Source organism: Rhizobium sp. C104, from assembly GCF_022354505.1.
GTDB classification, from domain to species: domain Bacteria; phylum Pseudomonadota; class Alphaproteobacteria; order Rhizobiales; family Rhizobiaceae; genus Rhizobium; species Rhizobium redzepovicii.
In genome coordinates, this window is record NZ_CP092348.1 from 2,315,007 (window position 1) to 2,341,445 (window position 26,439).

24 protein-coding genes and 5 pseudogenes are annotated in these 26,439 nt (G+C 62.2%); 13 read left to right on the plus strand and 16 right to left on the minus strand.

What is annotated here, in order from left to right:
- Positions 1–4 precede the first annotated feature (4 nt).
- Positions 5–277 carry a Ni(II)/Co(II)-sensing transcriptional repressor DmeR gene (dmeR, locus tag MF410_RS12625; protein ID WP_003587785.1) on the minus strand — a complete coding sequence of 91 codons (273 nt, stop codon included), beginning with the start codon at positions 275–277 and terminating at the stop codon, positions 5–7.
- A gap of 260 nt (positions 278–537) precedes the next feature.
- On the opposite strand from dmeR, the gene MF410_RS12630 reads away from it, so the two are divergent.
- The gene (locus tag MF410_RS12630) at positions 538–1,032 is read left to right on the plus strand and encodes a GNAT family N-acetyltransferase (RefSeq protein WP_097627633.1); all 495 of its coding nucleotides are present in this window, start codon (positions 538–540) and stop codon (positions 1,030–1,032) included.
- Between the two features lie 12 nt (positions 1,033–1,044).
- Here MF410_RS12630 and MF410_RS12635 read toward each other — a convergent pair whose 3' ends face one another.
- The 3 genes from MF410_RS12635 to MF410_RS12645 form a co-directional block, all read right to left on the minus strand.
- Positions 1,045–1,959 carry a cytochrome c gene (locus MF410_RS12635; protein WP_097627631.1) on the minus strand — a complete coding sequence of 305 codons (915 nt, stop codon included), beginning with the start codon at positions 1,957–1,959 and terminating at the stop codon, positions 1,045–1,047.
- A 135-nt stretch (positions 1,960–2,094) separates the two neighbouring features.
- The gene (locus MF410_RS12640) at positions 2,095–2,535 is read right to left on the minus strand and encodes a cytochrome c (RefSeq protein WP_097627767.1); all 441 of its coding nucleotides are present in this window, start codon (positions 2,533–2,535) and stop codon (positions 2,095–2,097) included.
- 144 nt (positions 2,536–2,679) lie between these two features.
- Entirely contained in the window at positions 2,680–3,315 is a 636-nt protein-coding gene (locus MF410_RS12645; RefSeq protein ID WP_097627629.1) for a LysE family translocator, read from the minus strand.
- A 130-nt stretch (positions 3,316–3,445) separates the two neighbouring features.
- Between MF410_RS12645 and MF410_RS12650 the strand changes: the two genes are divergently transcribed.
- On the plus strand, positions 3,446–4,138 hold the full coding sequence (locus tag MF410_RS12650) for a YafY family protein (protein ID WP_097627627.1): 693 nt from the start codon (positions 3,446–3,448) through the stop codon (positions 4,136–4,138).
- A gap of 196 nt (positions 4,139–4,334) precedes the next feature.
- Here the strand turns inward: MF410_RS12650 and MF410_RS12655 are convergent, their stop codons facing one another.
- The 3 genes from MF410_RS12655 to MF410_RS12665 all read right to left on the minus strand — a co-directional run bounded on the left by MF410_RS12655 (position 4,335) and on the right by MF410_RS12665 (position 6,675).
- A complete protein-coding gene (locus MF410_RS12655; RefSeq protein ID WP_097627624.1) occupies positions 4,335–5,180 on the minus strand; it encodes a metallophosphoesterase in 846 nt (281 codons plus the stop codon).
- Between the two features lie 65 nt (positions 5,181–5,245).
- A complete protein-coding gene (locus tag MF410_RS12660; RefSeq protein ID WP_097627766.1) occupies positions 5,246–5,938 on the minus strand; it encodes an HAD family phosphatase in 693 nt (230 codons plus the stop codon).
- Between the two features lie 134 nt (positions 5,939–6,072).
- A complete protein-coding gene (locus MF410_RS12665; protein ID WP_003569477.1) occupies positions 6,073–6,675 on the minus strand; it encodes a superoxide dismutase in 603 nt (200 codons plus the stop codon).
- A 213-nt stretch (positions 6,676–6,888) separates the two neighbouring features.
- Between MF410_RS12665 and MF410_RS12670 the strand changes: the two genes are divergently transcribed.
- From MF410_RS12670 to MF410_RS12680, 3 genes are all read left to right on the plus strand, one after another.
- Positions 6,889–7,215 (plus strand): hypothetical protein, encoded by a 327-nt coding sequence (locus MF410_RS12670; RefSeq protein WP_097627765.1) that lies wholly within the window; start codon positions 6,889–6,891, stop codon positions 7,213–7,215.
- A gap of 109 nt (positions 7,216–7,324) precedes the next feature.
- A complete protein-coding gene (locus tag MF410_RS12675; RefSeq protein ID WP_097627622.1) occupies positions 7,325–7,978 on the plus strand; it encodes a class I SAM-dependent methyltransferase in 654 nt (217 codons plus the stop codon).
- A gap of 57 nt (positions 7,979–8,035) precedes the next feature.
- On the plus strand, positions 8,036–8,767 hold the full coding sequence (locus MF410_RS12680) for a sulfite exporter TauE/SafE family protein (protein WP_012557008.1): 732 nt from the start codon (positions 8,036–8,038) through the stop codon (positions 8,765–8,767).
- Between the two features lie 97 nt (positions 8,768–8,864).
- Here MF410_RS12680 and MF410_RS12685 read toward each other — a convergent pair whose 3' ends face one another.
- Complete coding sequence (locus MF410_RS12685) at positions 8,865–9,206, minus strand: nuclear transport factor 2 family protein (protein WP_097627620.1); 342 nt, start codon at positions 9,204–9,206, stop codon at positions 8,865–8,867.
- Positions 9,207–9,321: 115 nt separating this feature from the next.
- On the opposite strand from MF410_RS12685, the pseudogene MF410_RS12690 reads away from it, so the two are divergent.
- Positions 9,322–10,595: pseudogene (locus MF410_RS12690) on the plus strand (multidrug efflux MFS transporter).
- Between the two features lie 76 nt (positions 10,596–10,671).
- Here MF410_RS12690 and MF410_RS12695 read toward each other — a convergent pair.
- Positions 10,672–11,284 (minus strand): annotated as a pseudogene (locus MF410_RS12695) (TetR/AcrR family transcriptional regulator).
- Between the two features lie 114 nt (positions 11,285–11,398).
- On the opposite strand from MF410_RS12695, the gene MF410_RS12700 reads away from it, so the two are divergent.
- Positions 11,399–12,082 (plus strand): glutathione S-transferase N-terminal domain-containing protein, encoded by a 684-nt coding sequence (locus tag MF410_RS12700; RefSeq protein WP_097627614.1) that lies wholly within the window; start codon positions 11,399–11,401, stop codon positions 12,080–12,082.
- Between the two features lie 11 nt (positions 12,083–12,093).
- On the opposite strand, the gene nadE is transcribed toward MF410_RS12700, so the two are convergent.
- The 4 genes from nadE to MF410_RS12720 form a co-directional block, all read right to left on the minus strand.
- The gene (gene nadE, locus MF410_RS12705; protein ID WP_239619795.1) at positions 12,094–12,924 is read right to left on the minus strand and encodes an ammonia-dependent NAD(+) synthetase; all 831 of its coding nucleotides are present in this window, start codon (positions 12,922–12,924) and stop codon (positions 12,094–12,096) included.
- Between the two features lie 136 nt (positions 12,925–13,060).
- Entirely contained in the window at positions 13,061–14,266 is a 1,206-nt protein-coding gene (locus MF410_RS12710) for an adenylate/guanylate cyclase domain-containing protein (protein WP_097627610.1), read from the minus strand.
- Between the two features lie 20 nt (positions 14,267–14,286).
- On the minus strand, positions 14,287–15,897 hold the full coding sequence (locus MF410_RS12715) for an MDR family MFS transporter (RefSeq protein WP_097627608.1): 1,611 nt from the start codon (positions 15,895–15,897) through the stop codon (positions 14,287–14,289).
- Positions 15,898–15,973: 76 nt separating this feature from the next.
- Complete coding sequence (locus MF410_RS12720) at positions 15,974–17,164, minus strand: HlyD family secretion protein (RefSeq protein WP_097627606.1); 1,191 nt, start codon at positions 17,162–17,164, stop codon at positions 15,974–15,976.
- Positions 17,165–17,299: 135 nt separating this feature from the next.
- On the opposite strand from MF410_RS12720, the gene MF410_RS12725 reads away from it, so the two are divergent.
- The gene (locus MF410_RS12725) at positions 17,300–18,202 is read left to right on the plus strand and encodes a LysR family transcriptional regulator (RefSeq protein ID WP_097627604.1); all 903 of its coding nucleotides are present in this window, start codon (positions 17,300–17,302) and stop codon (positions 18,200–18,202) included.
- 283 nt (positions 18,203–18,485) lie between these two features.
- Here MF410_RS12725 and MF410_RS12730 read toward each other — a convergent pair whose 3' ends face one another.
- Positions 18,486–19,373: a branched-chain amino acid aminotransferase gene (locus MF410_RS12730; RefSeq protein ID WP_097627602.1), complete on the minus strand. Its 888-nt coding sequence runs from the start codon at positions 19,371–19,373 to the stop codon at positions 18,486–18,488.
- 249 nt (positions 19,374–19,622) lie between these two features.
- On the opposite strand from MF410_RS12730, the gene MF410_RS12735 reads away from it, so the two are divergent.
- Complete coding sequence (locus tag MF410_RS12735) at positions 19,623–20,666, plus strand: zinc-dependent alcohol dehydrogenase family protein (RefSeq protein WP_097627600.1); 1,044 nt, start codon at positions 19,623–19,625, stop codon at positions 20,664–20,666.
- Between the two features lie 23 nt (positions 20,667–20,689).
- On the opposite strand, the pseudogene MF410_RS12740 reads toward MF410_RS12735, so the two are convergent.
- Positions 20,690–20,851, minus strand: a pseudogene (locus tag MF410_RS12740) (sugar phosphate isomerase/epimerase); the annotation flags it as partial.
- Between the two features lie 198 nt (positions 20,852–21,049).
- On the opposite strand from MF410_RS12740, the pseudogene MF410_RS12745 reads away from it, so the two are divergent.
- The 4 genes and pseudogenes from MF410_RS12745 (at position 21,050) to zwf (ending at position 26,018) form a co-directional block, all read left to right on the plus strand.
- Positions 21,050–21,528 (plus strand): annotated as a pseudogene (locus MF410_RS12745) (cupin domain-containing protein).
- 463 nt (positions 21,529–21,991) lie between these two features.
- Complete coding sequence (locus tag MF410_RS12750) at positions 21,992–23,266, plus strand: hemolysin family protein (protein ID WP_239619796.1); 1,275 nt, start codon at positions 21,992–21,994, stop codon at positions 23,264–23,266.
- Between the two features lie 110 nt (positions 23,267–23,376).
- Positions 23,377–24,147: a trans-aconitate 2-methyltransferase gene (gene tam / locus MF410_RS12755; protein WP_097627594.1), complete on the plus strand. Its 771-nt coding sequence runs from the start codon at positions 23,377–23,379 to the stop codon at positions 24,145–24,147.
- 352 nt (positions 24,148–24,499) lie between these two features.
- Positions 24,500–26,018: pseudogene (zwf, locus tag MF410_RS12760) on the plus strand (glucose-6-phosphate dehydrogenase).
- Between the two features lie 15 nt (positions 26,019–26,033).
- On the opposite strand, the gene MF410_RS12765 reads toward zwf, so the two are convergent.
- Positions 26,034–26,357: a hypothetical protein gene (locus tag MF410_RS12765; protein ID WP_018241198.1), complete on the minus strand. Its 324-nt coding sequence runs from the start codon at positions 26,355–26,357 to the stop codon at positions 26,034–26,036.
- Between the last annotated feature and the right edge of the window lie 82 nt (positions 26,358–26,439).

A 26,439-nucleotide genomic window follows, 5' to 3' on the forward strand; every position in this document is an offset into this window, starting at 1 on the left:
GCACTCAGCGGATATAGGTTCGCAAGACTTCCGATATTTCCTCGACCGCTTCGGCCCTTGCGGCGTCGTCCTCGGCATTCAGCACATGTTCGCGCAGATGATCGTCCAACACCTCACCGGTCAGCCCGGTCAGGGCGCCACGGACGGAAGCGAGCAGCTGCAGGATTTCGCCGCAGGGGCGCTCGGCCTCCAGCGCCCGCTCGACGGCCTCCATCTGCCCCTTCAGACGGCTGACGCGGGCGATGAGTTTCTTTTTCTGCAGCGTGGTGTGAGACATGGGCGCCTATATAGCATAGGGGGGTATACTATCAAAGACAAAAACGGGATCATTGCCGACGCGTGGCGATCGGCCTTGACAAACACGGCATTTCCGACGATTGATGCGCCATGATCAAAAACTCGCACCAGAGCCGCTCGTATTTTTGGCTGTACCTGTAAAGGGCGGCTGGACAGATCATATTGTCAACAAGCCGCCGTCAGGCGGCTTTGTTGTATCGGCAGCGTCCTGACGGCAGACTATCAAAGGACGCGAAGACCATGACCGAAATCGAAGACAGCGAAATTTCACTGATGCGCCCGTCTGTGGTGACGATCCGCGCCGCCAAGCCCCGCGACCTGCCCGAACTCAATTCGATGATCGCCCTCTTGGCAGCCCATCACGGCGATGCCGCGGCAACGACGCCGGAGCAGTTGGAGCGCGACCTCTTCGGCCCACTGCCGTGGATCCATGCACTGGTCGCCGAAACCGGCGACGGGCTGATCGGCTACGCCATTCTCGTGCCGCTCTACAGGGCGCAAGAGGGAAAACGCGGCATGGACCTGCACCATCTCTTCGTGCGCGACGGCCATCGCGGCCACGGCACCGGCCAGTTGCTCGTCGACCGAGCCCGTGAGACCGCGCGCAAGGCCGGCTGCGGCTACCTTTCCGTCAGCGCCGCCACCGGAAACGTGCTGGCGCACCGCTTCTACGAACAGCTGGATTTCACCCCGCGGCCGGTCACCGGCATGCGCTACATGCAGTCGATCGCTTGAGGCAGGTCTGTCCTACCGTCCCGGCACCGCCTTCAGATAGCCGGCGATCGCTTCGCGGTCGGCGGCCGGAAGATGAGCGATGTTCTGCTGCACATCGACCATCGAGCCGCCGACGCTATCGAAATCAGGCGTGAAGCCGGTTTCGAGATAGCTGGCGATATCGGCCTCGCTCCAGCCGCCGATGCTTTTGGAGGCCGGCGTGATATCGGGTATGCGGCCCTTGCCTTCCGGATTGGGGGCGCCGGCGAGCCACTGGCCTGCCTGGAAGCCGCCGAGCGCGTCCCTCGGTGTGTGGCATTCGCCGCAATGGCCGGGGCCTTCGACCAGATATTGGCCGCGCTTGATCTTGTCATCGCTCTTGGCGAGCGCAACACGCGGCTGATCGTTGAAATAGAGAAATTTCCAGCCGCCGAGCGCCAGCCGGATATTGTAAGGGAACGGCAGCTCGTGCGGGGGCGCGACATTTGCGCTCTTCGGCAGCGTCTTCAGGAAAGCGAAGAGATCGTTGACGTCCTTGTCGCTCATGCGGGAATAGGAAGCATAGGGAAAGGATGGGTAGAGGTGCTCGCCGCCTGGACCGACGCCGCGCTTCATCGCATTGCCGAACTCCGCCAGCGACCAGCCGCCGATACCGGCCTTTTCATCGGGCGAAATGTTCGGCACGTGGAAGGTGCCGAAAGGGCTCTTCAGCGCCAGGCCGCCTGATAGCGTCAGCTTGGCATCGCCTTCGGAACCGGGGGCGGAATGACAGCTGACACAGCCGCCCGCCCAGAACACCATCTGGCCGTTTGCCGGATCCGGCGCGCCGAGACCGGCCCAATGGCTTTCCGGCAGCGGATCGGGCGCGGTAACGAGATAGAAGGCGCCTCCGCCCAGCACGGCGACGCCGATCAGACAGAGCAGTAACCGGATGAACCTGCGGATCATGCCCCGCCTCCCCTTTTTCCGAGATTTTCCTATAGGGACCGATTCTGCGACTAGCCCCGCACGGGCGGAGAATAAGGCGATCCGCGCCGGCGGCAAGGCGGCGCAGATCGGTGTCGGATGGGAATGGCCTATCGCTCACTCCTTGATGCGATAGGCCTTATGACAGCCGCCGCAGCTGGCGCCGAGCGTGTTGACCGTGGCGCCGACAGCCGCGGCATCGGCCGGAAGCTGGGCAAGCGCGGTTTCGGCATCGGCGGAGAGCTTCGCGGCGCGCGCCTTGAAGTCGTCCATGTTTTCCCAGATTTTCGGGCTCGCTTCTTGGTCGCCCGTTTCCGTGCCCGGCTTGAACTGATCGGGGAACACCTTGGCCGTTGCGGCGATCGTCGTCAGCGCCGTTTTTACCGCTTCGGCATCATAGGGCTTGGTGCCCTTGGCGATGGCTCCCAAGGCGCCGGCCGCACCGCCGATCTGCTTCATCAGGGCAATGCGCGAATCATGCGTGCCGTCGGCGGCGGTCACCGAACCGAAGGCTATTCCTGCCATCGCTGCGGCGGCAGCTACTGCTTTCCAATTCATATTCCTCTCCATTTCTTTTCTGCATTTTCCCGAGCCAAGGCGGCCGATGGCCAATCTGCACCGGGAGCATGACAAAATCCATGCCTGCCGGGCAGTCACGTTTTGCCGGATCATCATAAAAACAATGTGATAAGCCTTCGCAATTCAGGCGCTTTTCCAACCCTGCCAGAGGCTGAAAGCGGAGACCGCAACCAGGAGCAGCCCGGCGAAACGGCCGACGAATGCCGTGACGTCAGGATTGGCGACGAGCAGATCGCGGCTGCGGCCGGCCGTCATCGCCAGCGTACCGTAGATGGCGAACTGGGTGACTACCGTCATGGCGCCCATGATCAGGCCCTGCATCCAGACCGGGCCGTATTCCGGCTTGAGGAACTGCGGATAGACGGCGAACATGAATATATAGGCCTTCGGATTGACGAGACAGGTGACGGCGCCCTGGCGGAAGGCGCGCCAGCCGGAGCGCGCCGTTCCCGGCCCGACCGCCTCGACGGTGATCGAACTGCGGATCAGCGAAATGCCGATCCAGACCATGTAGGCGACGCCGGCAAAGAGCAGAACGTTGAAAAGCTGCGGCAGCATGGTGACGAGCAGACCGACGCCGGCCGCGCCATAGGCCGAATGTACGGCGCCGCCGGCCATGATGCCGCCTGTCGCCGCGAGCCCTCGCCTGACGCCGCCGGTCAGCGAATTGGCGAGCACGAAGAGCATGTCCATGCCCGGCACGATGATGATGCCGAAGAGAAGGGTGAAGAAGAGCCAGAGGTTTTCGTGGTAGTTCATGTCAGTTACCGCCTTGTCTGTGCATGGGCCGTTTTGAAAGACCATGATTGATTTCAATCTGATAGGCGGCTCTATACGCAAACCCAACTGACAGTGTATTGTCAGGAGCCTAAGGGATGGGAGAGGCAAAATGCGCAAGGCCTCGCGGCTTTTCGAGATCATTCAGATCCTGAGGCTCGCCAGAAAGCCGATGACGGCGGCTGTCATGGCCGAGACGCTCGAGGTGACGGTGCGCTCGATCTATCGCGATATCGCCGCCCTTCAGGCGATGCGGGTGCCGATCGAGGGCGGGCGCGGCATCGGCTACATCATGCGGCCGGGCTTCGACCTGCCGCCGCTGATGTTCTCGATCGAGGAGATGGAGGCGATCGTGCTGTCGCTGGCGCTGCTCGAACGCACCGCCGATGAGGAGCTGAAGCAGGCGGCGCGCCGGGTCAACCGGAAGATATCAGGCGCCGTGCCGGCGCCGCTCCGCCAGGCGATGGACACGAAGGCGCTTTACGCCTGGGGCTCGACCGCGCAGCCGGCAGGCTTCGATCTCGCGATCGTGCGCCGGGCGATCCGCGACGAATGCAAGCTCATGCTCGGCTACCGCGACGAACTTGGCCGCGCCACCGAGCGGACGATCCAACCGATCGCGCTGATCTATTATTCGCAGACCGCCAATATCGTCGCCTGGTGCGAACTGCGCCAGGCCATCCGCAATTTCCGCAGCGACCGGGTGGAGCGCTGTGCGGCAAGCAACGATTTCTTCAAAGGCGACGGCGACAGGCTGCGGGAATTGTGGACGAGCGGGTGGACGGAGAAGGCTAGGCCGGTGTGAAAATGTGAGACTTGAGATTGCTGCTTTCCCCTCCCCAAGGGGGAGGGACTACCGTGCCGCGCCCGTCACGCTTCAATTCTGACGATACCGCATGTGGCATCGCGTTTTGGTGGCGGGAGCGTGGCGCAGATTAGTCCCTCCCCTTGTGGGGAGGGGTTGGGGAGTGGTCTTGGATTTGCAAGAAGTCCCTTGCAGCCTAATAAACCAGCGTCCGGCTCTCCTCGCGGCCGAAACCGCGGATTTCGATGCGGTCGGGGTGGAGTTCGACAATGGCGAAGGCATTTTCGCTCTCGGTATCGACCACGCCCTTGAAATTGACGAAGTGGCAGGCGCCGGCCTTGCCGTAACTGCCGGCATGGTTATGGCCGTTCAAATAGGCGATGACATTGTCGTGCGCGGCGAGCAACGCGACAATGTGGTCGCAGTCCCACATGTCGTGCTCGCCGGCGGGATAGACCGGATAGTGGTTCATGACGATCACCTTCTCGCCGGCCGCGGCAGCGCTTGCGATCTCATCGCCGAGCCAGGCGAACTGCTCGTCGCTCAGCGCGCCGTTCCACGGATGGGCGTTTCTTTCGCCCCTCGCCTGCAGGTCCGCCAGCATCTTTGTCGCCAAAGCCCGATGCGGATGGCCTTCGGGCGGCGCGAAGGTGCTGATCTCGTTGCCGTCAAGCACGACGAAGCGCCAGCCGTGGCGGCGGAAGCTGTAATAGGGCGACGGCATGCCGAGGCGTGCGGGGATTTCGGAGAGATGGCCCGAGGAGACCGAGAAGTCGTGATTGCCGAGCAGGAAGAGCGCTTCGTGCCTCAGTTTCTCATAGACCGGCAGGATGTCGTCGAAGCTTTTGAAGCTGCGGTCGATGACATCGCCGAGTGTCATGACGAAGCTCAATTCCTCGCCGTTGAAGAGCTCGATCGCCTCGGCGAGTTTGGCGAGGCTGTTGGCGTAATAGCGGTCCATGGCCGCATGCGGCGGGATTGCCGCATATTGCGGGTCGGCGATGATGCCGAAGCGGAACAGGGGAAGAGCGGAGGAAGACATGGAACGTGATTAGGAGCGGCGGGTGACAGGGATGTGACGATGTCCTAAACCATGATCGAACTGCGTCAACTGTCGAAATCTCCGAGTGTGCGGAGCCTATGGATCAAAACAGCAAGAACGTCGTGTAGATCTGGTGCGATATAGGCACATAGATTTTGAGTATCCGGCGTTGGCTGCACGAGGTCAGGCACCATTATGGTCATCAGACCGGCACGAGATGCCGAAAGCACACCATTGTGAGAATCCTCGAGTGCAACACAACGGCTCGGGTTCACCCCTAACCGGCTTGTGGCTTTCAGATACGGCTCTGGATGAGGTTTCGCCGCGGCATAATCTTCACGGGCAATGATGTGCGCAAAGCGATCCTTCAGATTCGCCGCGATCAGATGGCTAAGCACTGTGGCGTGGTCCGAGGAGGTGACGATGGCCCACGGAAGTTGGATTTCCTCCAGCCAGTCCAGTATTTCAATGACCCCCGGTTTGAGGCGCAGCGCTGTTGCAACCATCGTCTGGAACCGGTCCGAGGCTTGTTTCCACAAGTCCTCGATCGGAAATTCGCTGCCAAGATGCATCCCCAGAAGCGCTCTGGCCGACATGCTGGGTAATCCAACCGTTTCCAGATAGACGGAGACCGGGATATTAAACCCGTTTTCCTCAGCGGCCTTGATAACGGCGTCCCGATACAAAGCCTCGGTATCGAAAATTAGGCCGTCCATGTCGAACAGGACGGCTTCGGGCTTGAAGGGAAGCTGCTTCATCATCGATCTCTAGGCGCTCAAAACTTCAAGGTTTCGCGACGGGCGCATAAAACAAAACACCCGACGTTTGTGGCGCCGGGTGCTGAATTAGAAAGCAGAGACATTGCCGCCCATCGCGGCGGGTCTGGTGCCGCTTACTTCGTGGCTTCTTCGTAGCGCTCCAGGACGTAATCCCAGTTGATCAGGCTATCGACGAAGGCCTCGAGGTATTTTGGGCGGGCGTTGCGATAGTCGATGTAATACGAGTGTTCCCAGACGTCGACGCCAAGGATCGGGGTGGCGCCGTGGACGAGCGGGTTTTCGCCGTTCGGGGTCTTGGAGATTTCGAGCTTGCCGTTCTTAACGGAAACCCAGGCCCAGCCGGAGCCGAACTGGGTGGCGCCGGCGTTGGCGAAATCGGCCTTGAACTTGTCGTAGCCGCCGAGATCGGAGGCGAAAGCCGCTTCGAGCTTGCCGGGCAGCTTGTTGCCGCCGCCGCCCTTCTTCATCCACTTCCAGAAATGGATGTGGTTGTAGTGCTGGGCAGCGTTGTTGAAGAGGCCGGCATTGGTGCCGAAGGACTTCTTCACGACGTCTTCGAGCGACAGATCCGAAAGACCGGCTTCGGCGGCGAGCTTGTTGCCGTTGTCGACATAGGCCTTATGGTGCTTGTCGTGGTGAAACTCCAGCGTTTCCTTCGACATGAAGGGAGCAAGCGCTTCGTAATCATAGGGAAGTTCAGGCAATTCGAAAGCCATGTCAGATCTCCTCTTGGCGATAGATTGCGTCATCGGCAGGTGTGGCGGAACATAGGAGGGGAACGGGGGAGAGGCAACCAGCGAAATGTCAAAAAACGATCCGTCGAAGGAAAATTTGCCTCAGTTGCAGAGTTGGAATCAGTCGTGCAAATCGCCTGGGATGCCCGCCTCGAAAACCGTTTCCCCGGCGATTCACTGCAACGGAGACCCGATATGAACAGGAATATAATCCCGCTTCTGGCCATGGCAGCACTTCCGCTGCTTTCCGGTACGGTGCATGCCTCTTCGGACGATGCCTGGAAACAGCTGGCAGCCGATGTCGAGGTCAAGTGCAAGGAAGCGGCGGTCACGCTCGAAAGACCTGCCGCCAGCGTCGATCCCTTCGGCACCAGCCGCTACGGGCTGGCTTTGGTGACGGGCAAGCCGAAAGGCGCCAAGGGGCTTGTTGCCCAGATCTGCGTCTACGACAAGCAGAAGAAAACCGTGGAGATCGGTAGCGAACTGGACGCCAAACAGCTTGGCCTCACGCCGCCAAAATAGGCTGCGTCGGCACCGCGCTGTCTCCGCGAATCTGTGCCTTCGGTCACATTTCGTGGGGAACCGGACGCTACCCTTAGGAGTTGAAGTCTGGGCGTCAGGGAGGTGCGGTATGTCGGAGCTTCGCAGCAGGCCGGAAGATCAGCAGAAAATCTATCAGCGCTGGGCGCCGGTTTATGACCGTGTCTATCGCGGCCTCCTTGCCGACGGCCACCGCAAACTGGCGGCGCTTGCAGCCGCGGCCGGCACCGATATTCTGGAAGTCGGCGTCGGCACCGGCCTGACCCTCAGACACTATCCCAGCCGCTGCCGGGTGACCGGCATCGACATTTCCGAACACATGATCGCTCGGGCGCGCGAAAAGGTGCGTCGCGAGAAGCTGCAGCATATCAGCGCGCTCGAGGTGATGGATGCGCATGCGCTCGCCTTTGCCGACCGGTCTTTCGATGCGGTTTGCCTGCCCTTCGTCATCACGCTGATCCCCGAGCCCGAGCGGGCTCTCGACGAATGTGCCCGGGTGCTGCGGCCGGGCGGCGAGATCATCCTGGCCAGCAAGCTCGGCGACGGCGCCGGCCTGCAGGGCGCGATCGAGGCGGCGGTGGCGCCGCTGGTGCGTCACATCGGCTGGTCCTCCGCTTTCCGCATCCACCGCATCCTCGCCTGGGCCGAGCGGCGCGGCGATTTTTCCGCTGCCGAGATTCTGCCGGTCTTTCCGAACGGCTTCTTCAAGATCGTCCGGCTGAAACAGCGCGGACTTTCCGCCTGAATTAAAAATTTTCCCGCATCGCGGATTCTGATGCTACCGTTCGTCTGAGGGGACCGCATGACATCGGATATCTTCTTCTTCATCGTGGTGGGCTTCTGTGCGCAGATTGTCGATGGCGCACTCGGCATGGCCTTCGGCGTGCTGTCGACGACGAGCCTTCTGGCCTTCGGGGTGCCGGCGGCCAATGCCAGCGCCATGACGCATGTGGCTGAGATGTTCACCACGGCAGCGTCCGGCATTTCGCATGCCTATCACCGCAATGTCGACTGGCGTCTGGTGGCGCGGCTGGCACCGGCCGGCATGATCGGCGGCGCGATCGGCGCCTATCTGCTGGCCAATATCGACGGCAAGGTGATCGCGCCCTTCGTGTCGGCCTATCTGATCGCGATCGGCCTGTTGATTTTCTACAAAGCCTTTCGGCCGCCGGCCAAGCGCGAGGTTCGCGACTGGGCGGTGCCGCCCGTCGGCTTTTGCGGCGGCGTTCTCGATGCGATCGGCGGCGGCGGATGGGGGCCGGTCGTCACCAGCACGCTGGTCGGCCGCGGCCACGACCTGAAGCGGGTGATCGGCTCCACCAATTTCACCGAATTTGCGGTGACACTGACGATTTCGCTGACTTTCATCCTCACGCTCGGCTGGTCGGAACTCAATTCGGCGATCGGCCTGATCATCGGCGGCGTTATCGCCGCCCCTTTCGGCGCGATCCTCGTCAAGCGCCTGCCGGTGCGGGCGCTGATGGTGGCTGTCTCGATGGTCATCATCGTGACATCGGCAATACGGCTCCTCTAAAGCTCTTTGTTTTGATGCATGCCGTTGCGGCAAAAGCGCTTCGCGCTTTGCCTGGGAAATCGCTGCACACGTCCGGGCGACATGCATTAGGACCGGACTACAGATTTCGGCCGAAATAGACCTCCACGGAGGCGATCTTGTCGCCACGGAAGCGCAAACTCTCCATGTTGGCGAAGCTTCCGCCGTCGAGTTTTTCGGCGCGGTAACGCACGGCTGTCTCGTCGCCGTCGACCGCCAGGAATTCGATGTGGATGGCGCGGAAGAACGGTTCCTTCGGCCAGCAGCGCTCGAAATAGGTCGCCCGGTCGATATGGTCGTCACGCGGGCTGGAGAAGGTGAAATCTTCCGTCAGCATGGCGACGACTTTATCCTTGCGGTCTTCCAGATAGGCGGCGTAGAGATCGCGGACGGTCTGCTGCCGCGTGTGCATATCGTTCATGGCAATATCCTCCGATTAACCGATTGCATCTCGCAATCAGTATATCTAGCACTTTTATCCGAGATGATCCAGTTTCGGCGCAATCGCGCCCTAACGATCGATGCCGAGGCACGGAATGACCGATAAGCAATTGGACGCTGCAAGCGTTAGCGCAGGCTCGATCTACTGGAAGCGCAACCTGGCAATCTCGCTGCTCGGCTCCTTCACCACCATCGTGGCGATGACGCTGCTGCTGCCCTTCCTGCCGCTTTATGTCGAGGAACTCGGCGTCAGCGACCATGCGGCGATCGTGCAATGGTCTGGCATCGCCTATGGCGCCACCTTTCTGGCTGCGGCTCTGGTCGCGCCGCTCTGGGGCGGCTCGGTGATATTTACGGGCGCAAGCTGATGCTGGTGCGCGCGAGCCTTGGCATGACGCTGGCGATCTCGCTGATGGGCATGGCCGGCAATGTCTGGCAACTGGTGGCGCTGCGCCTCTTTGTCGGGCTTGCCGGCGGTTATTCCTCCGGCTCGATGGTGCTGGTGGCGACGCAGACGCCGAAAGACCGCTCGGCCTGGGCGCTCGGCCTCCTCTCCTCCGGCATCATGGCCGGCAATCTCGTCGGCCCGCTGATCGGCGGGGCACTGCCGCCGATGATCGGCATCCGCGGCACGTTTCTCGCCGCCGGGGCGATGATCTTTCTCGCCTTTCTCGCCACGACCTTCTTGATCAAAGAGGAAAAATCGCCGGCCCGCAAACAGGCGGCCAAGGCGAGCGGCGGCTGGAAATCCATCGGCGACAAACGGCCTGTCATCGCCATGCTGGCGACTGGCATGCTGTTGATGTTCGCCAATATGTCGATCGAGCCGATCATCACCGTCTATGTCGCGCAGATCGTGCCGGCCGCCGATGAGGTGACGATGATCTCGGGCATCGTCATGTCGGCGGCCGCCCTCGGCAGCATTCTTTCGGCCTCATGGCTCGGCAAGCTTGCCGACAGGATCGGTCATTGGCCGGTGATCTCAGGGGCGCTCGCCGTCGCCGGGCTGCTGCTGATCCCGCAGGCCTTCGTCACCAGCTCCTGGCAGCTGATCATCCTGCGTTTCCTGATGGGCGCGGCCCTCGGCGGGCTGCTGCCCTGCATCGCCGCCGTCATCCGTCACAGCGTGCCGGACAGTGCGGCCGGCGGCATTCTCGGGTTTTCCATCTCCTCGCAATATGTCGGCCAGGTGGCCGGCCCGATCCTCGGCGGCTTCGTCGGCGGGCATATCGGCATGCGGGCGGTTTTCCTCGGCACCTCGGTGCTGCTTGTGGCGGGTGCTGCCTATGCCTGGTTGGTACGGCCAAGAGATACGCAGACATCGGACCTAGAACTGGATGATTTTAGGCCGGATCGGCCAAAAATCTGAATCCTGTTCTAAATTAACGAGTTAGAGCATGATGTCTTGAGAAAGCCGCTTACACTTTTCGGCATCATGCTCCAGCTTAGCGCCGTCCGCAGATCGAGCTCGACTCCGGAGCGGGCAATCGCTTCCAGCGTCTCGCGGCTGTCGCCGGCGCGAGACCGCACGGCAAGCGAATGCATGACGGCGGAGGCGAGCCTCGCCATCGCCTGCGGATCGGCGCCCTCGGGAAGCTCGCCGCTTTCGACGGCAAGGCGCATGCGCTTTTCGATCTCGCCGTCGAAATCGCTGAGGCTGCGGCCGAGCACCTCGCGGACGCGCTCATGCTGGATCGCCTCGGCCGTTGCCGTGCCGATCAGGAAACAGCCGCGGGCGGCAGTTTCACCATGCAAATAGATCGAAAGCGCGCTCTCATAGACGCGGGCGAGATTGTCGCGCAGCTGAAGTGACGGGTCGAGCGCCTCAGACAGCGCATCCATGCCGTCCTGCCGATAGCCTTCCAGCGTATCGAGATAAAGATTCTCCTTATCGCCGAAGGCACCGTAAAGGCTCGGGCGGTTGAGGTTGGTCGCAGCACTCAGATTGTCGAGCGAGGCAGCCGCAAAGCCCCTGTCCCAGAAAACGTCGCGCGCCTTGCCGAGTGCCGCCTTGGCGTCGAAGGCTCTGGGGCGGCCGCGTTTCTTCTCGTCTTTCATATTCTGTACCGTTTCGCATTAAATTCTTGACGAAGGTTATTTTATGCGAAACAGTACAGAAGTTCAACGCCATTAACGGGCGGCATCGCCCGCCTCATCAGAAGGAAGCCAGTCATGAAACTCTATATGCACGCCGCGGCATGCTCGCTTTCGCCGCATATCGTCTGCCGGGAGCTGGGGCTCGACATCGAACTCGTCCAGGTCGACCGGCAGACCCACAGAACAAGCGACGGCAAGGATTATCTCGCCATCAACGGCAACGGTTACGTGCCGGCATTAATGCTCGACGATGGCAAGGTGTTGACCGAAGGGCCGGCGATCGTGCAGTTCCTCGCCGACAGTGTGCCGCAAGGATCGGCCATGCTGCCGGCGGTCGGCGACCTCAAGCGCAATGAGGTGCAATCCTATCTGAATTTCATCACTGCCGAGCTGCACAAGCCGATGGTGCTGTTGTTCAACCCGCTTTATGCGAGCGTGCACGAGCAAATCCGGGCGCTGATATCGAAGCGGCTTGCCTGGCTGGACGGCCGCCTTGCCGGTCCCTATCTCACCGGCGAGGCCTTCACGGTGGCGGATGCCTACCTCTTCGTCTGCCTGAACTGGTCGCCTTGGACCGGCATCGATCTCCAGCAATGGCCGGGCTTGCACGGGTTCATGGCCCGCGTGGCGGCACGCACGAAAGTGCGTGAAGCGCTGCAGGCCGAAGAGCTCGAGGCCTTCGACGCGGACGGCATCTATTTCGCGCCGCAGGCCTATCTCGCCTCATCAGGCCGGACCGGCTCGCCGGTGCGGCCGTAAGATCAGGCCTGTCAGAGGGCGTTGACGGCCACCGGCAAAGCGCGCTTGTGGGCGGTGGAGCGATAGGCGGCAAGGATGCGGCGGCGGGCGATCTCGCCGACCGGCTTGCCTTCGAGAAAATCGTCGATCTCGTCATAGGAGACGCCATAGGCCTCCTCGTCGGGGCGCAGCGGCCGCTGATCCTCGAGATCGGCGGTCGGCACCTTGAAGACCAGTTCGTCCGGGGCACCGAGCCGCTTTGCCAGCAAGCGGACGCGGCGCTTGTTGAGACCGGCGAGCGGCAGAATATCGGCGGCGCCATCACCGAATTTGGTGAAGAAGCCCATGACTGCTTCGGCCGCATGATCGGTGCCGATGACGAGGCCGCCAACCGCGCCGGCCAAAGCGAATTGAGCGATCATCCGCTGGCGGGCCTTGATGTTGCCGAGGATGAAATCCTGCCGGCCGGCATCGGCGAAGGCAAGGCCGTCCTGAGCGGCGGCCAGCATCGCATCCGCCGCGGCCTTGATATTGACCACCATCGAGCGGTCGGCGCCGATGGTTTCCAGCGCTCGGCTCGCGTCGGCCTCATCGGCCTGGACGCCGTAGGGAAGGCGAACGGCGATGAATTCGGCCGCATGGCCGCCGTCACGCAGCTCGCGCACGGCCTTCTGAGCCAACAGCGCCGCCGTCAGCGAATCGACGCCGCCGCTGATGCCGAGGACGTAGCCGCGCATACCCGAAGCGACCAGATAATCCTTGAGGAAATTGGTTCGCCGCGCGATCTCCCGCTCAGGGTCGATCTCGGCGGCGACACCCAATTCGCGGATGATCTCGCCTTGTTCGTCGAACAGCACAGTCATAAGCTCTTCCTCCCCGCTTACGGAATTCCGGCGCCACTATGGCGAAAAGATGAGGAAAGACGAAGCCGTTTCGGGCAGACCTGCCATGCATTTTATGCAAGTGAGCGTCGGATTTCGGATCACTGGATTGGGCGGCCTACCGTACGATCGTAAAGAGCTCCGCCGGCTCGGCAAACCCCTTCAGCCCATGCGCTCCGACGGAGACGGCATCCCCTGCCCCGGCCTCCCTGCGAAACGGCGCCGACATCAGCAAGGCCTCTCCCAGTTCGCTGCAGGCGGTCTGGATGCGGCTGACCAGATTGACGTCGCCGCCGATCAGGGTGAAGTCGAGGCGGCGGCCGGAGCCGACATTGCCGTAGCTGACTTCGCCGTAGTGGAGGGCGATACCGGCCTTCACGCCGATGCCTTCATATTGGAAATGGTCGATCTCATCGAGCATGGCGCGGGCTGCGGCAAGAGCCGCACCGCAGGAATGGGCGGCATCATAGCCCGGGAAGAAGGCAAGCACGGCGTCACCCATGAATTTCAGCAGTTCGCCGCCTTCGCGGGTGATCGCCGGCACGATCCTGTCGAAATAGGCATTGAGCAGGCCGAGCACGGTGCTGCCGGGCAACCGGTTCGACAGCTCGGTAAAGCCGCGCAGATCGCAAAGCAGCAGGGCCGCCTGCATGGATTCGATCTCGCCGCGGCGGATGCGGCCCGCCAATATCCGGCTTGCCGTCAGCGGGCCGATATAGGTGTCGAGCAGGCTGAGCTCGACCTGGCGAAGAACGCGCAGCTCGCTGGTATTGCGCAGCGCCGGCAGGATGCGTTCGATCAGCTGCTGCTCGGAGGCGGTGAAGCCGCCCGGCCGCCTGGTGCCAAAGACGGCGGCGCTGACCGGGCCGTCGCCATTGCAGAGCGGGGCGATGACGAGCTGCATCAGGCCGCGATCAGCAAAGACATCGATATGCTGCCAGCGGCCATGCATGCTTTCGCCGGCACCGACCACCAGCGGTTCGCGGGTGTCCATGACCTTGCGCAGCGGCGTATTGGCAATCGCAACCCGGGCGCCGTGTTCGCGGTCGTGGATCTCGACCGGCTCGCCCGGCGCCCAGGCGATGGTGCGGCCGATGAACTCGGGATGCAGCGTCATCAGATGCAGGGTCACCCGGTCGACGGGCAGGCCAAGCGCCTGAAGCCTGCGGCCGAGGCCGGAGACGAGGCCCGCCTCGTCGAGGGCGTGGCATTCGTCGCCGGAGAGCCATTCGATGATCGAGAGCAGCGCGCCGGCGCTGACGGCACTGCCGGCCGCCCTTGGCAGAAACCGGCTGGTATCGGGGGCATGGATCGTTGATGTCATGGTGTTCTCTCCATCAAACTCTAGTGAGCGCCACCGCCGGAGAGTTGACCGGGTTTGCTGAGAAGCAGGCTTGCCAGCAGGGCGACGACAAGGGCGACGCCGAGCAGGAAGAAGGTGTCGCTGAAGGCCATGATATTGGCCTGCTTGCGTATTTTGAGCGCGATGGCGACAACGGCCTTGTGGCTGGCCAGCGCCTGATCGCTGACGCCGTGGCTCATGAAGTAGCCGGTGAGCCTCGCAATGCGATCGCGCGTGGCTTCCTCGAAGACGGAGACCGAGTTGGTCAGGATGTTCGAGTGGAACTGTTCGCGCTTCGACAGGAAGGTCTGCAGCGAGGCGATGCCGACCGCGCCGCCGAGATTGCGCATCATGTTGAAGAGCGAGGACGCCGAACCGGCATTCTCCGGCTCGATGCCTGATGTGGCGATGGCCGAAAGCGGGGTGAAGACAAGCGCCTGGCCGATGGCGCGCACGATGTTCGGCCAGAACAGCTGGTCGGTGGCATAATCGCCGGTCATGTGCACGTTCATGAAGTTCGAGGCGGCAAAAAGGGCAAAGCCGACGACGATCAGCAACCGGATGTCGAAACGCTTCATCAGCCGCGGCACCAGCGGGATCAGCAGCAGCTGCGGGATGCCAGTCCATGCGAGCACCATGCCGATCTGCTCGGAGTTATAACCCTGGATACGGGTGAGATAGATCGGCAGCACGAAAACCGAACCATAAAGCGCGATGCCGAGCAGGAAGTTGGCGACGATGCCGAAGCCGAAGTTGCGGCGCACCAGCAGACGCAGGTTCAGAAGCGGATGGGCCGTCTTCAGCTCGATGATGATGAACAGCGTCAACGAGACGGCGGCGATAACAGTCAGGCGCAGGATGAAATCGGAGCCGAACCAGTCCTCCTTGTTGCCCTCTTCCAGCACCGTCTGCAGAGCTGCCAGGCCGATCGCCATGGTGACGATGCCAGGCCAATCGCCCTTGGCGAGCAGCTTCAGGTTCATCGGCGCCCGGTCGAGCGAGGCAAAGAGCAGGCCGATCATCAGCGCGCCGGGCACCAGGTTGACGTAGAAGATATATTCCCAGCCCCAGTTCTCGGTCAGATAACCGCCGATGGTCGGGCCGATGGCCGGTGCGAAGGTGGCCGAAAGGGCAAAGAGTGCCAGGCCGATCGGCTGCCTCGCCTTGGGCAGCAGCGTGATGATTATGGTGAAGGCCATCGGGATCAGCACGCCGCCGGAAAAGCCCTGAATGGCGCGCAGGACGATCATCTGCTGCAGATTGGCCGCAAAGGCGCAGGCGACGGAAAAGATCAGGAAGAGGATGGCGTTGACAAGCAGGTAATTGCGCAGCGAGAAGACCCGTGTCAGCCAGCCGCTCAAGGGAATGACGACGATCTCGGCGATCAGATAGGAGGTCGAGATCCAGCCGCCGTCATCCGTGCCGGCGCCGATGGCGCCCTGGATATCGGCAAGCGAAGCATTGACGATCTGGATGTTCAAGACCGCCATGAAGGCGCCGAGCGTAGAGCCGACGACGGCCATCCACATGCGGACCGGGCTGATGGTGGCGGGCGCCCTAGCGGCGGGGCGCGTGAGCGAATTGCTGTTTGCGGCGATCTGAAGAGTGGCCATGGCTGATCTCTTTCCGGTTCTCACGGAAAACCTTCTCATGACGGGGTTCGGGCGAATTTGGGAAACGGCGGAAGGATTATCCGGCGTGGCGGGATAGTCCCTCCTCGGCGACCGAGGTCTCTGCAGCCTTGGTATCGATTTCGGGCTCGACCGACATGCCCGAGCGCAACAGACCGCTCAGCGCCTCGTCGTCGATGACGATCTTGACCGGGATGCGCTGGACGATCTTGGTGAAATTGCCGGTGGCGTTGTCAGGCGGCAGCAGCGAGAATTCGAGGCCGCTCGCCGGCGAAACGCTGTCGACATGGCCTTTGATCGCCATGTCGGGAAAGCTGTCGATCTTGATTTCGACCGGCTGGCCGGGGCGGACATGGGTCAGCTGCGTCTCCTTGAAATTGGCGACGACATAGACGGCATGCAGCGGCACGACGGCCATCAGCTGCGTGCCCGAGGTGACATATTGGCCGACGCGGATCGAACGGGCGCCGACCGTGCCGTCGACGGCGGCGACGATATCAGTGTAGGACAGGTTGAGTTCGGCCTGTTGGGCGGCAGCAGCCGCCCGATCGCGCTCGGCAATTGCCTGCTGACGCTGCGTTTCAAGGACCGGCACCTTGTTCTCGGCCGCGACGAGGGCTGCCCGGTCGCGCTCGACGGCGGCGGCCGCCTGGTCGCGGGCCGACTGGCTCTGTTCGGCGCGCGATTGCGTGCCGGCACCGCTGGTGATCAGCCGGGCCGAGCGGGCGGCATCGGAAACGGCAAAATCCAGCGACGCCTGCGATGCATCGATCGTCGCCTTGGCCTGGCCGATGACCGACTGCTGCAAAGCGATCTGGGCGTCGATATTGGCGACGGCGGCTTCGGCTGCCTTCACGGCTGCCTTCGCCTGCGACAATGCCGCCTGGAAGTCGCGGTCGTCGATGCGGGCGAGAACCTGGCCTGACTTGACCGGGTCGTTGTCATTGACCAGCACCTGCCTGATATAGCCGGCGACCTTCGGGGCGACGGTGGTGTAATCGGCTTTCACATAGGCATCGTCGGTGGATTCGATGAAGCGGCCGACCGTCCAGTAGCGGTAACCGAAATCGCCGGCAAAACCGACGCCAGCAAGCAATGCTGCGGCGATGACCGCGCGCTTGACGGTCCTGCGGCCGGTTTTCTTCGGCGTCTCCTTAGCAGCGGCTTCGACGACAGGCGCTTCGGCCGCAGGCGTGGCATCGGCCTGCCGGGCAGTGTCGAAAACGTCCTTGCGGGGCAACTCAACCATCATGTTTCTCCTTCAATGCCGGCCCCGTTGAGAGGCCCTGTTCGATCGAAGGGACAATGCACCCTGCCGTTCATTGTGATAATCTGCTTAAATCGGGAAGGATCATCAACTCTCAGCGGATAATCCGAGGGCGATATGGATCGGCTGACAAGCCTCACAGTCTTTGGCCGCGTGGTGGAATGCGGCGGTTTTTCCGCCGCCGCGCGCCGGCTCAACATGTCGGTCACCATGGTCGGCAATCACGTGCAATCGCTGGAGGATCGGCTCGGCGTCAGGCTCCTCAACCGCACGACGCGCAAGGTCAGCCTGACGGAAACCGGCAAATATTACTATGAACGCTCCTCGCAGATCCTTGCAGAACTCGACGAGGCCGACCGGACGGCGGGCGCACTCAGCACCACGCCGCGCGGCACGCTGAAGGTCTATACCAGCAGCGCCATCGTGCGTTTCCTGCTGCCCGTCGTCAGCGAATATATGGAACTCTATCCGTCGATCGCGCTCGATTTCAGCATCGGCGAGCGGATGGTCGACATGATCGAGGACGGCTATGATCTGGTGATCCGCACCGTGCCGCCGCCGGATTCATCGCTCGTCGCGCGCAAGCTGACGCCCTGGCGCCATGTGCTCGTCTGCTCGCCGGACTATTTCGAAAGCCATCCGATGCCGCAAAAACCGGCCGAGGTTGCCGATCACAATTGCCTGCAATATGCCTATTACCCCTATGGCGAGGAATGGCGCTTCGAGGATGGCGAAGGCCGGCAGGAAAGCGTCAAGGTCGGCGGTAACGCCGTCTCCAACAGCGCCGAGATGCTGCGTTTCCTGACGCTGAACGGAAAAGGCATCTTCCTGGCGCCGAGCTTCGTGGTCTTCGACGACATCGCCGAAGGACGGCTGGTGAAGATCATGCCGGACTACCGCCCGGTCGAATTCAGCATCAACGCCGTCTATCCCAACCGCAGCCATCTGGCGACCAAGGTAAGGCTGTTCATCGACCTCCTGGCGGAGAGATTTGCGGAGCATCGGAAGTGGATGACGTGAGGCGTGAGGCGGCAGACCTCAGCGCGAGAGGCTGCCCCTCACCCTAGCCCTCTCCCCGTTCTGACGGGGAGAGGGGACGTGCCCCGCGAGACGTTGGGGAGGGACGGAGAGGTTCACGGCATACCCCCTTCGCCCCGTTCACGGGGAGAAGGTGGCGGCAGCCGGATGAGGGGCGGGCCTTGCTCTGCGTCTCCGAACAACCCTGCCCTTCACTTGCGCTTCGGGCGTTCGTCATTGCAATCGATTCACTGGATCGATTGCTTCGGCTGCGCCGAACCGCTGCTCACTCCTCGCTCTCGCTTCTTCCATGGGCCCAGTCCATGTAGAGGTCGAGCGCCTTGCGGGTGACCGGGCCTTCCTGGAGGTTGCGGTCGTCGAGGCGGATGACGCCGACGACTTTGGAGTAGTTGCCGGTGGTGAAGATTTCGTCGGCGGCGAGGAAATCCTCGACGGACAGCGTTGTTTCCAAGACGTCGAAGCCGGCCTTGCGCAAGAGGTCCATGACGCGGGCGCGGGTGATGCCGGCAAGGAAGGTGCGGTTGGCGGCCGGCGTCATCACCACGCCGTCGCGCACCAGGAAGACGTTCGAAGAAGCGGTCTCGACGACATTGCCGTTGAGATCGCGCACCAGCGCATTGTCGAAGCCGCGGCTGCGGGCTTCGGCGATCATGCGGCCGCTGTTCGGATAAAGCGAGCCGGTCTTCGCCTCGGTCATCGCCGTCTCCGGCGATGGGCGCCGGTAGGGCGAGACGGTGAGGCTGGTGCCGCCATGGCCGCCCATCGGCGCCTCGAACAGGCAGAGCGCGAAGCGGGTCGATTCCGCATCGACGGAGACGATGCTGCCGGGCGAACCATGTTCGCCCCAATACATCGGCTTGATGTAGATCGGCGTGGCGCCGTCGAATTTCCCGACGCCCTCCCAGGCGAGTGCGGCGATTTCATCAGCCGATTTCACTGGCTTCAGCCCCATGGCGAGCGCGGAGCGGTTGATGCGCTGGCAATGCAGGTCAAGATCCGGCGCGATGCCGTCGAACCAGCGGGCACCGTCGAAAACCGTGGAGCCGAGCCACATGGCATGCGAGGTCGGCCCGATCAGCGGCGGATTGCCGGAAAGCCACTCCCCGTCGACATGAGTCCAGGTGGTTGAACGCGGTGATGTATCGACGGCCATATTGCCCTCCCCTCTGAAGTCGGGACAGCAAAAACCCCTGCGGTGAACCGGGTCAAGGACAAATCCGGGCGGCAAATGCGGAAGCAAGAAAATGCCGGAGGATGGCGCCGGGCCGCAATATTCGTGCGCGGTGCCCGCGGCGAAGCGATGGGTGCATCAGCAAAAATGATGGAACTGGATGTTGGAATGGCGGCCTGCTGCATGCGATCATGGGGAGAAATCGCGAGATAGCCGCAAGGGAAGACGCCGATGAAAGCCATGTATTATGAAGCCTTCGAAGAGGCGCCCGAGATCCGCACCCTGCCCGATCCCACGCCTTCCGAAGACGGCGTCGTCATATCGGTTGGCGCCAGCGGGCTCTGCCGCAGCGACTGGCACGGCTGGATGGGACACGACCCCGATATCCGCCTGCCGCATGTGCCGGGACACGAGCTTGCCGGGCGGGTGGTCGCCACCGGCCGCGGCGTGATGCGTTTCAAGGTCGGCGACCGGGTGACCGTGCCCTTCGTTTCCGGCTGCGGCCATTGCGCCGAGTGCCATTCCGGCAACCAGCAGGTCTGCCCGAACCAGTTCCAGCCGGGCTTCACCCATTGGGGATCTTTCGCCGAATATGTGGCGATCGATTATGCCGACACCAATCTGGTGCATCTGCCCGATACGATCGACGATGCGACGGCGGCAAGCCTCGGCTGCCGCTTCGCCACCTCGTTCCGCGCCGTCGCCGACCAGGCGCGCACCCGCCCCGGCGAATGGATCGCCGTGCATGGCTGCGGCGGCGTCGGCCTGTCGGCGATCATGATCGCCACGGCACTCGGCGCCAATGCGATCGGCATCGACATATCCGAGGAGAAGCTTGCCTTCGCCAGAGAATGCGGAGCGGTAGCGACCGTCAACGCCTCCGGCGTCGCCGACGTGGCGGAGGCGGTGCGCGAGATCACCAAGGGCGGCGCGCATGTCTCGATCGACGCGCTCGGCCATCCCGCCACCTGCTTCAATTCGATCAAGAATCTGCGCCGGCGCGGGCGGCATGTGCAGGTGGGGCTGATGCTTGGCGAATATGCCACGCCGCAAATCCCGATGGCGCAGGTGATCGGCCACGAACTAGAGATCTACGGCAGCCACGGCATGCAGGCCTGGCGCTACGACGCCATGCTGTCGATGCTGGCGGCCGGCAAGATCGCCCCGCAGAAGCTGATCGGCCGCCGCATCAGCCTCGAGGAAGCCGTGCCGGCGCTGATGGCGCTCGACAAGGCGGAGGCGACGGGGATCAGCGTGATCACGCGGTTTTCATGAGGCAGGCGGATGGCCAACTGCCCCTATTCGGCCACCCCAATCGAAGCGAGATAGGCAGCCGAAGCCCGGATCTTCGACTTATCCTTGATCTCGATGATCAGGCGCGGATTGCCTTCGAGCTTGGCAAGGGTAGCGAAGACGGCGTGCCAGTGGATCGAGCCGTCGCCGAGGTTCCAGTGGCGATCGGGATAGAAACCCGCACCGATCCGGCCCATTTGCCGCAGCCCGGCAGGTCTTGCGAAAACGCCCCGCCGCACCGATATCGGGGCCGTCGGTTTCCTGGCGCATATATTGTGATGGTTGCCAAAGCCGGCGCAAAGGGCTAACGGCTGCGCCCGCAAGAAAGGGCCAGCAACAAAAGCCCGCAAGAAAAAGAAAGAGACATGATGTCCAACTCATTTGTGAACGTGCACGCCGCTGAAGAGACCGGGGATGAGGCGAAGCGCTACTTCGTCCTCGGCGAGCGGATCGAGCGGCGGCTTCGCATCCGCGGAAACTGGCTCAATCTCTTCGACGTCACCGTACCATCAGGCAGCCGGACGCCGAGACATGCGCATGCGAGCCCAGAGGTGTTCCGCGTCCTTGAGGGATGCCTGACGATCTGGCGGCTGACGGACAACGGCCCCGAAGAAATCGAGGCCGGCGCCGGCGACATCGTCGCCATTCCCCCTTCATGGTGCACGGCTATTCCAATCGCGGAACCGCCCCGGCAATCTTTTCCGCCGTCGTCGATCGTGACATGGCCGAATTCATCGAAGCGGAAGGCGTAACAGAGCCTCCGAAGGCCAGCCCTTCGGCAGAGACCATCGCCCGCATGACGGCAGCCGCCAATGCTTACGGGATTACGATTCTGGCGGCTTGACGGCGCGAACGCATGATGTTGGAACGTTCGAGCTGTTTTGGCATCATGCAGAAATGCGAAAAATTCTCCGGAAAGCCCAGCCGGGAACACGGCTCCGCCGTCCTTTTCGAAACTGTCACATCGCTGCGGTGAGATGATTTTGCCCGGCGCCTCTTGCGCCGATAGCATTTCACCGCCAAAATTGCGACATGCCCGACAGCGACCCATCCAGTACAAGCTCCGCCCGTTCCAGCCGGGATTTCCCGACCGAGGAAGGTGGCGACCGCTGTAGACGCGATGGCCTCCGCCTCGCCTCGGTTGATCCCGCAGAGCGCTGGTATCTTCCGGATGATTGCGAATGACGGGCCGCCTCGATGTTAACACGACAATGGAAAGACGAAGGGCGATGCTGATATAGCGTCTCTTCGAACGCCTCGCCGCATCGCTAGGGATGCGGCATAAAACCTCAACGAATAGGCTCCCTGTGTTTCTGGAAATTGGAATTGTGGCGTTTCTCACCATCCTCAATGGTGTACTCGCCATGTCGGAGTTGGCCGTTGTGTCTTCTCGAACGGCCCGCCTCAAGGTTCTCTCCGACAATGGCAGCAAGGGTGCGGCGCAAGCCATCAAACTTGCCGAAAACCCCGGCCGATTTCTTTCCACGGTTCAGATCGGCATCACGCTGGTCGGTGTTCTCTCGGGCGCCTTCTCAGGGGCGACGCTCGGGGGCCGCTTAGCAGGATGGCTGCAGGCGCAGGGGATGTCGTCAACGGCCTCCGACGCAATCGGCGTCGGTTCAGTCGTCGTCGCCATCACCTATCTCTCCTTGATCGTCGGCGAACTTGTTCCAAAGCAGATCGCATTGCGGGAGCCCGAAGCCGTTGCGGCGAGAATGGCGCCCGCCATGGCGTTGCTTTCAAAGATCGCGCTGCCGCTCGTGTGGCTGCTGAACGCCTCCGGAAATCTTGTACTGAAGCTCCTGGGCCAAACAGGAAAAGGCGGCGACAACGTCTCCGACGAGGAGATCAAAACCGTTTTGGCCGAGGCGCAGTCGGCCGGCGTGATCGAAAGCGAAGAGTTGGCGATGATATCCGGCGTCATGCGGCTGGCGGACCGCACCGCCCGAGCGCTGATGACGCCCCGGCGCGACGTCGAAATTATCGATATCGACGACAGCCTTGATGAAATTCGAGCTCAGCTGCATCGGACGAAACGGTCCCGGCTGCCGGTTCGGAAGGGCAGTTCGGACGAGGTGATCGGCATCCTTCCGGTCAAGGATTTTTACGACTCGGTGTCGCAATACGGCAGTGCCGATATCAAGGCCTTGACGCAGGACGTGCCGGTGGTTTCCGACCTTTCAACCGCCATCCATGTGATCGAAGCGATCCGGAAATCGCCAGTCCACATGGTGCTGGTTTTTGACGAGTACGGCCATTTCGAGGGGATTGTTTCGTCAGGCGACATTCTGGAAGCGATCATGGGGGCTCTGCAGGAGGGACCTGTGGACGAGCAAGCCATCGCTCGCCGCGACGACGGTTCCTACCTGGTGTCCGGTTGGACGCCGATCGACGAATTCGCCGAGTTCCTGAATCTCAAGCTCGATGACGATCTCGAATATCAGACTGTGGCCGGCCTGGTGCTGGAAGAGCTGAAACATCTGCCCGAGTTGGGTGAGAGCTTCACCAGAGGTGGATGGCGCTTCGAAGTCATCGATCTCGACGGCAGGCGCGTCGACAAGATACTTGTGTCTGCGGAGTGAAGCTCGGCGGGGCCTGCTTCGCTTGAGATCATCGGGTCCGACGGCCGCAGCATCGACAAAATCCGCATCCGCCGCATGGAAAGTGTGGCCTGATATCAGGAGTAAACGCGATGGCATGGTCTGCCAGCCAATATGTGAAATTCGAGGACGAACGCACGCGACCGGCGCGCGACCTTCTGGCGCAGGTGCCGCTCCAGAGCATCCGCCGCGCCGTCGACCTCGGTTGCGGGCCGGGCAATTCGACCGAGCTCATCATCGAGCGTTATGGGGCGGAAGGCGTTTCAGGCCTCGACAGCGATCTCAACATGCTGGAGGCCGCCCGCAAGCGGCTTCCCGGCACCGCCTTCGTCGAAGCCGATCTCGGCAGCTGGCAGCCGACTGAAACCGCCGACCTACTGTTTGCCAATGCCGTCTTCCAATGGCTGCCCGATCATCTCGATATTTTCGACCGGCTGATGGACGGGCTTTCCCCCGGCGGCGTGCTGGCGGTGCAGATGCCCGACAATCTCGGCGAACCCACCCACCTGTTGATGGAGGAGAGCGCGCATGCGGGGCCCTGGAAGGCCGCCTTCGAGGGAAAGAGCGTGCGACGCAAGGGGCTGCCGGCGCCATCAGCCTATTACTCCAGGCTGATCGCCAAGGCCTCCCGCGTCGATATCTGGCACACCATCTACAATCACCCAATGGCGGATGCGGCAGATATCGTCGAATGGGTGAAGGGAACCGGGCTGATGCCCTATCTCGCCCAGGCCGGCGAGCAGTATCGCGAGGCCTTTCTGGCGGATTATCTCGGCCGGGTGGCAAGGGCTTATCCGAAGATGTCGGATGGGCGGGTGCTGCTGCGGTTTCCGCGGATTTTTATGGTGGCGGTGAAGGGGTAGTCGGCTGCTGATCAGTGCTTTCCAGTTAGGACGAAGCCAAATCCCTCCCCAACCCCTCCCCACGAGGGGGAGGGGCTAAGATGCCGCATGGGTTCACTTAATCCTCAATCGTAACCATCCGTCGAACGGTAACAGCCTGCAAGCCCCCTCCTTTTGGTCACTGCCCGATACCACAGCTTAGTCCCTCCCCCTTGTGGGGAGGGGTTGGGAAGGGGTCTTGGGCAGCCGGACTGAGGAGCTGCGTCCCCAGCACGCCCCAGATAATGTCAAATGCGTGTTATCCCCCGCCCTCATATGTTGCGGCCAAACCGGCGCGCATTATAGTCGGCCGGAAAAACTCGGAGATGACATCATGGACGCTACCCCTACCCCGCCGGTCACCCTCGTCATCTTCGGCGCCACGGGAGACCTGACGCGCCGGCTGCTGGTACCGGCGATCATCAATCTGACGCGCGGCCGCCTCGTCGGCGAGGATCTCCACATTCTCGGCATCGGCATCGAGCCGGGTGACGATGAATTCCTGCGCGGGCGGCTCGACGACTTCCTCAGCCATCTGAGCGGCGAGGAGCAGACGCAAAAGGACGAAGCCTGGGAAAGCCTGCGCCGGCGTATTTCCTATACGTCAGGCGATTTCACCAAGGACGATATTTTCATCGAGATCGGCAAGCGGCTGGGGCCGAATGCCAATGCCGCCTTCTATCTCGCGGTGCCGCCATCCTTCTTCGGGACGATCGTCGAGAAGCTCGCCGCCCATGGGCTGACCGATGAAAGCGATGGCGTCTTCCGCCGTGTCGCGATCGAAAAACCGTTCGGCACCGATCTCGCCTCGGCGCAGGCGCTCAATGCGCAGATTCTCGCCCAGGTCGGGGAAAGCCAAGTCTACCGGCTCGACCATTTCCTCGGCAAGGAGACGGTGCAGAACCTGATGACGGCGCGTTTCGCCAACATGATGATCGAGTTCCTTGTGGAACAGCCGCTACATCGACCATGTGCAGATCACCGCCGCCGAGATCGTCGATGTCGGCAGCCGCGGCAAATTCTACGATGCGACAGGTGCGCTGCGCGACATGGTGCCGAACCATCTTTTCCAGTTGCTGGCGATGATCGCCATGGAGCCGCCGAACAGCTTCGATGCCGAGGCAATCCGCAACGAGAAGAGCAAGGTGCTGAAGGCGTTGCGCATCTATACGCCTGATGAGGCCAAGACGCACGGCGTGCGCGGCGCCTATGGCGCAGGCCCGCTCAATGGGGCTCAGCTTCCCGCCTATCGCGACACCAAGGACGTTTCGCCCGACAGCAGGACTGAGACTTTCGTGGCGCTGAAGCTCTATGCCGATACCTGGCGCTGGGCCGGCGTGCCCTTCTATCTCAGAACTGGCAAGGCGCTGACGGCGCGCGACACCGAGATCGTCATCACCTTCCAGCCGGTGCCCTTCGCACAGTTTCGCGAGACGGATGTCAAGAGCCGCCTGCCGCCGAACCGGCTGGTGATCCAGGTGCAGCCGGACGAGGGCATGAGCATGGAAATCTCGATCAAATCGCCTGGGCTTTCCGTCGATACCGTGCCGGTCTCGCTCGATTTCCGCTATGCCGACAAATTCGATATCGCCAAGACGACCGGCTATGAATCGCTGCTCTACGATCTCTTTATCGGCGACCAGACGCTGTTCCAGCGCGCCGACGGCATCGAGGCCGGCTGGGCGGCGGTGCAGCCCTTCCTCGACATCTGGGCTGGGGATCAGAGTGTGCCTGACGCTTACGCTCCGGGCAGCATGGGACCGGCCTCAGCCGACGAACTGATCCAGCGCGACAGGCGGCAGTGGCATGAACTCGGCGTCATCCTGCATCACGACAAGAAGAACGGCAAATAGCGCCCTCCCCTGGTGTTACTGGTTTCCGTTATCACGGCATGCGGCGCTGACCGAGGCGCCGCTCTTGCCGCCCTCGGTGGCAAGCGCTCCGCGTGCCTTGCGCGGCGGGCAGCGCGCCCAGTCGACCGGACCGCTTAGAGGCTCGTTGTCGATGCTGCCGGTTTCGATCGAGTCGAGCGGGATTATCAGCCCGCTTTGCGTTTCAACTCCCGGCGCGGTGCCGAGTGGCGGCGTGCCGTCGATCCGGCCGCTGGCATCCATGCCCATGTTCGACTGGGCAAGAACCGGGGCGGAGAGGCTGAGGAGAGCGATCGAAGTTGCTGCAATAAACCTGCGCATGATGCTATTCCTTCTGGTTTCAGCGATCGTTTTTGTTTCACGCAATTCCGGACGCAAAACCGCTGCACACTTTTGCTGGAAT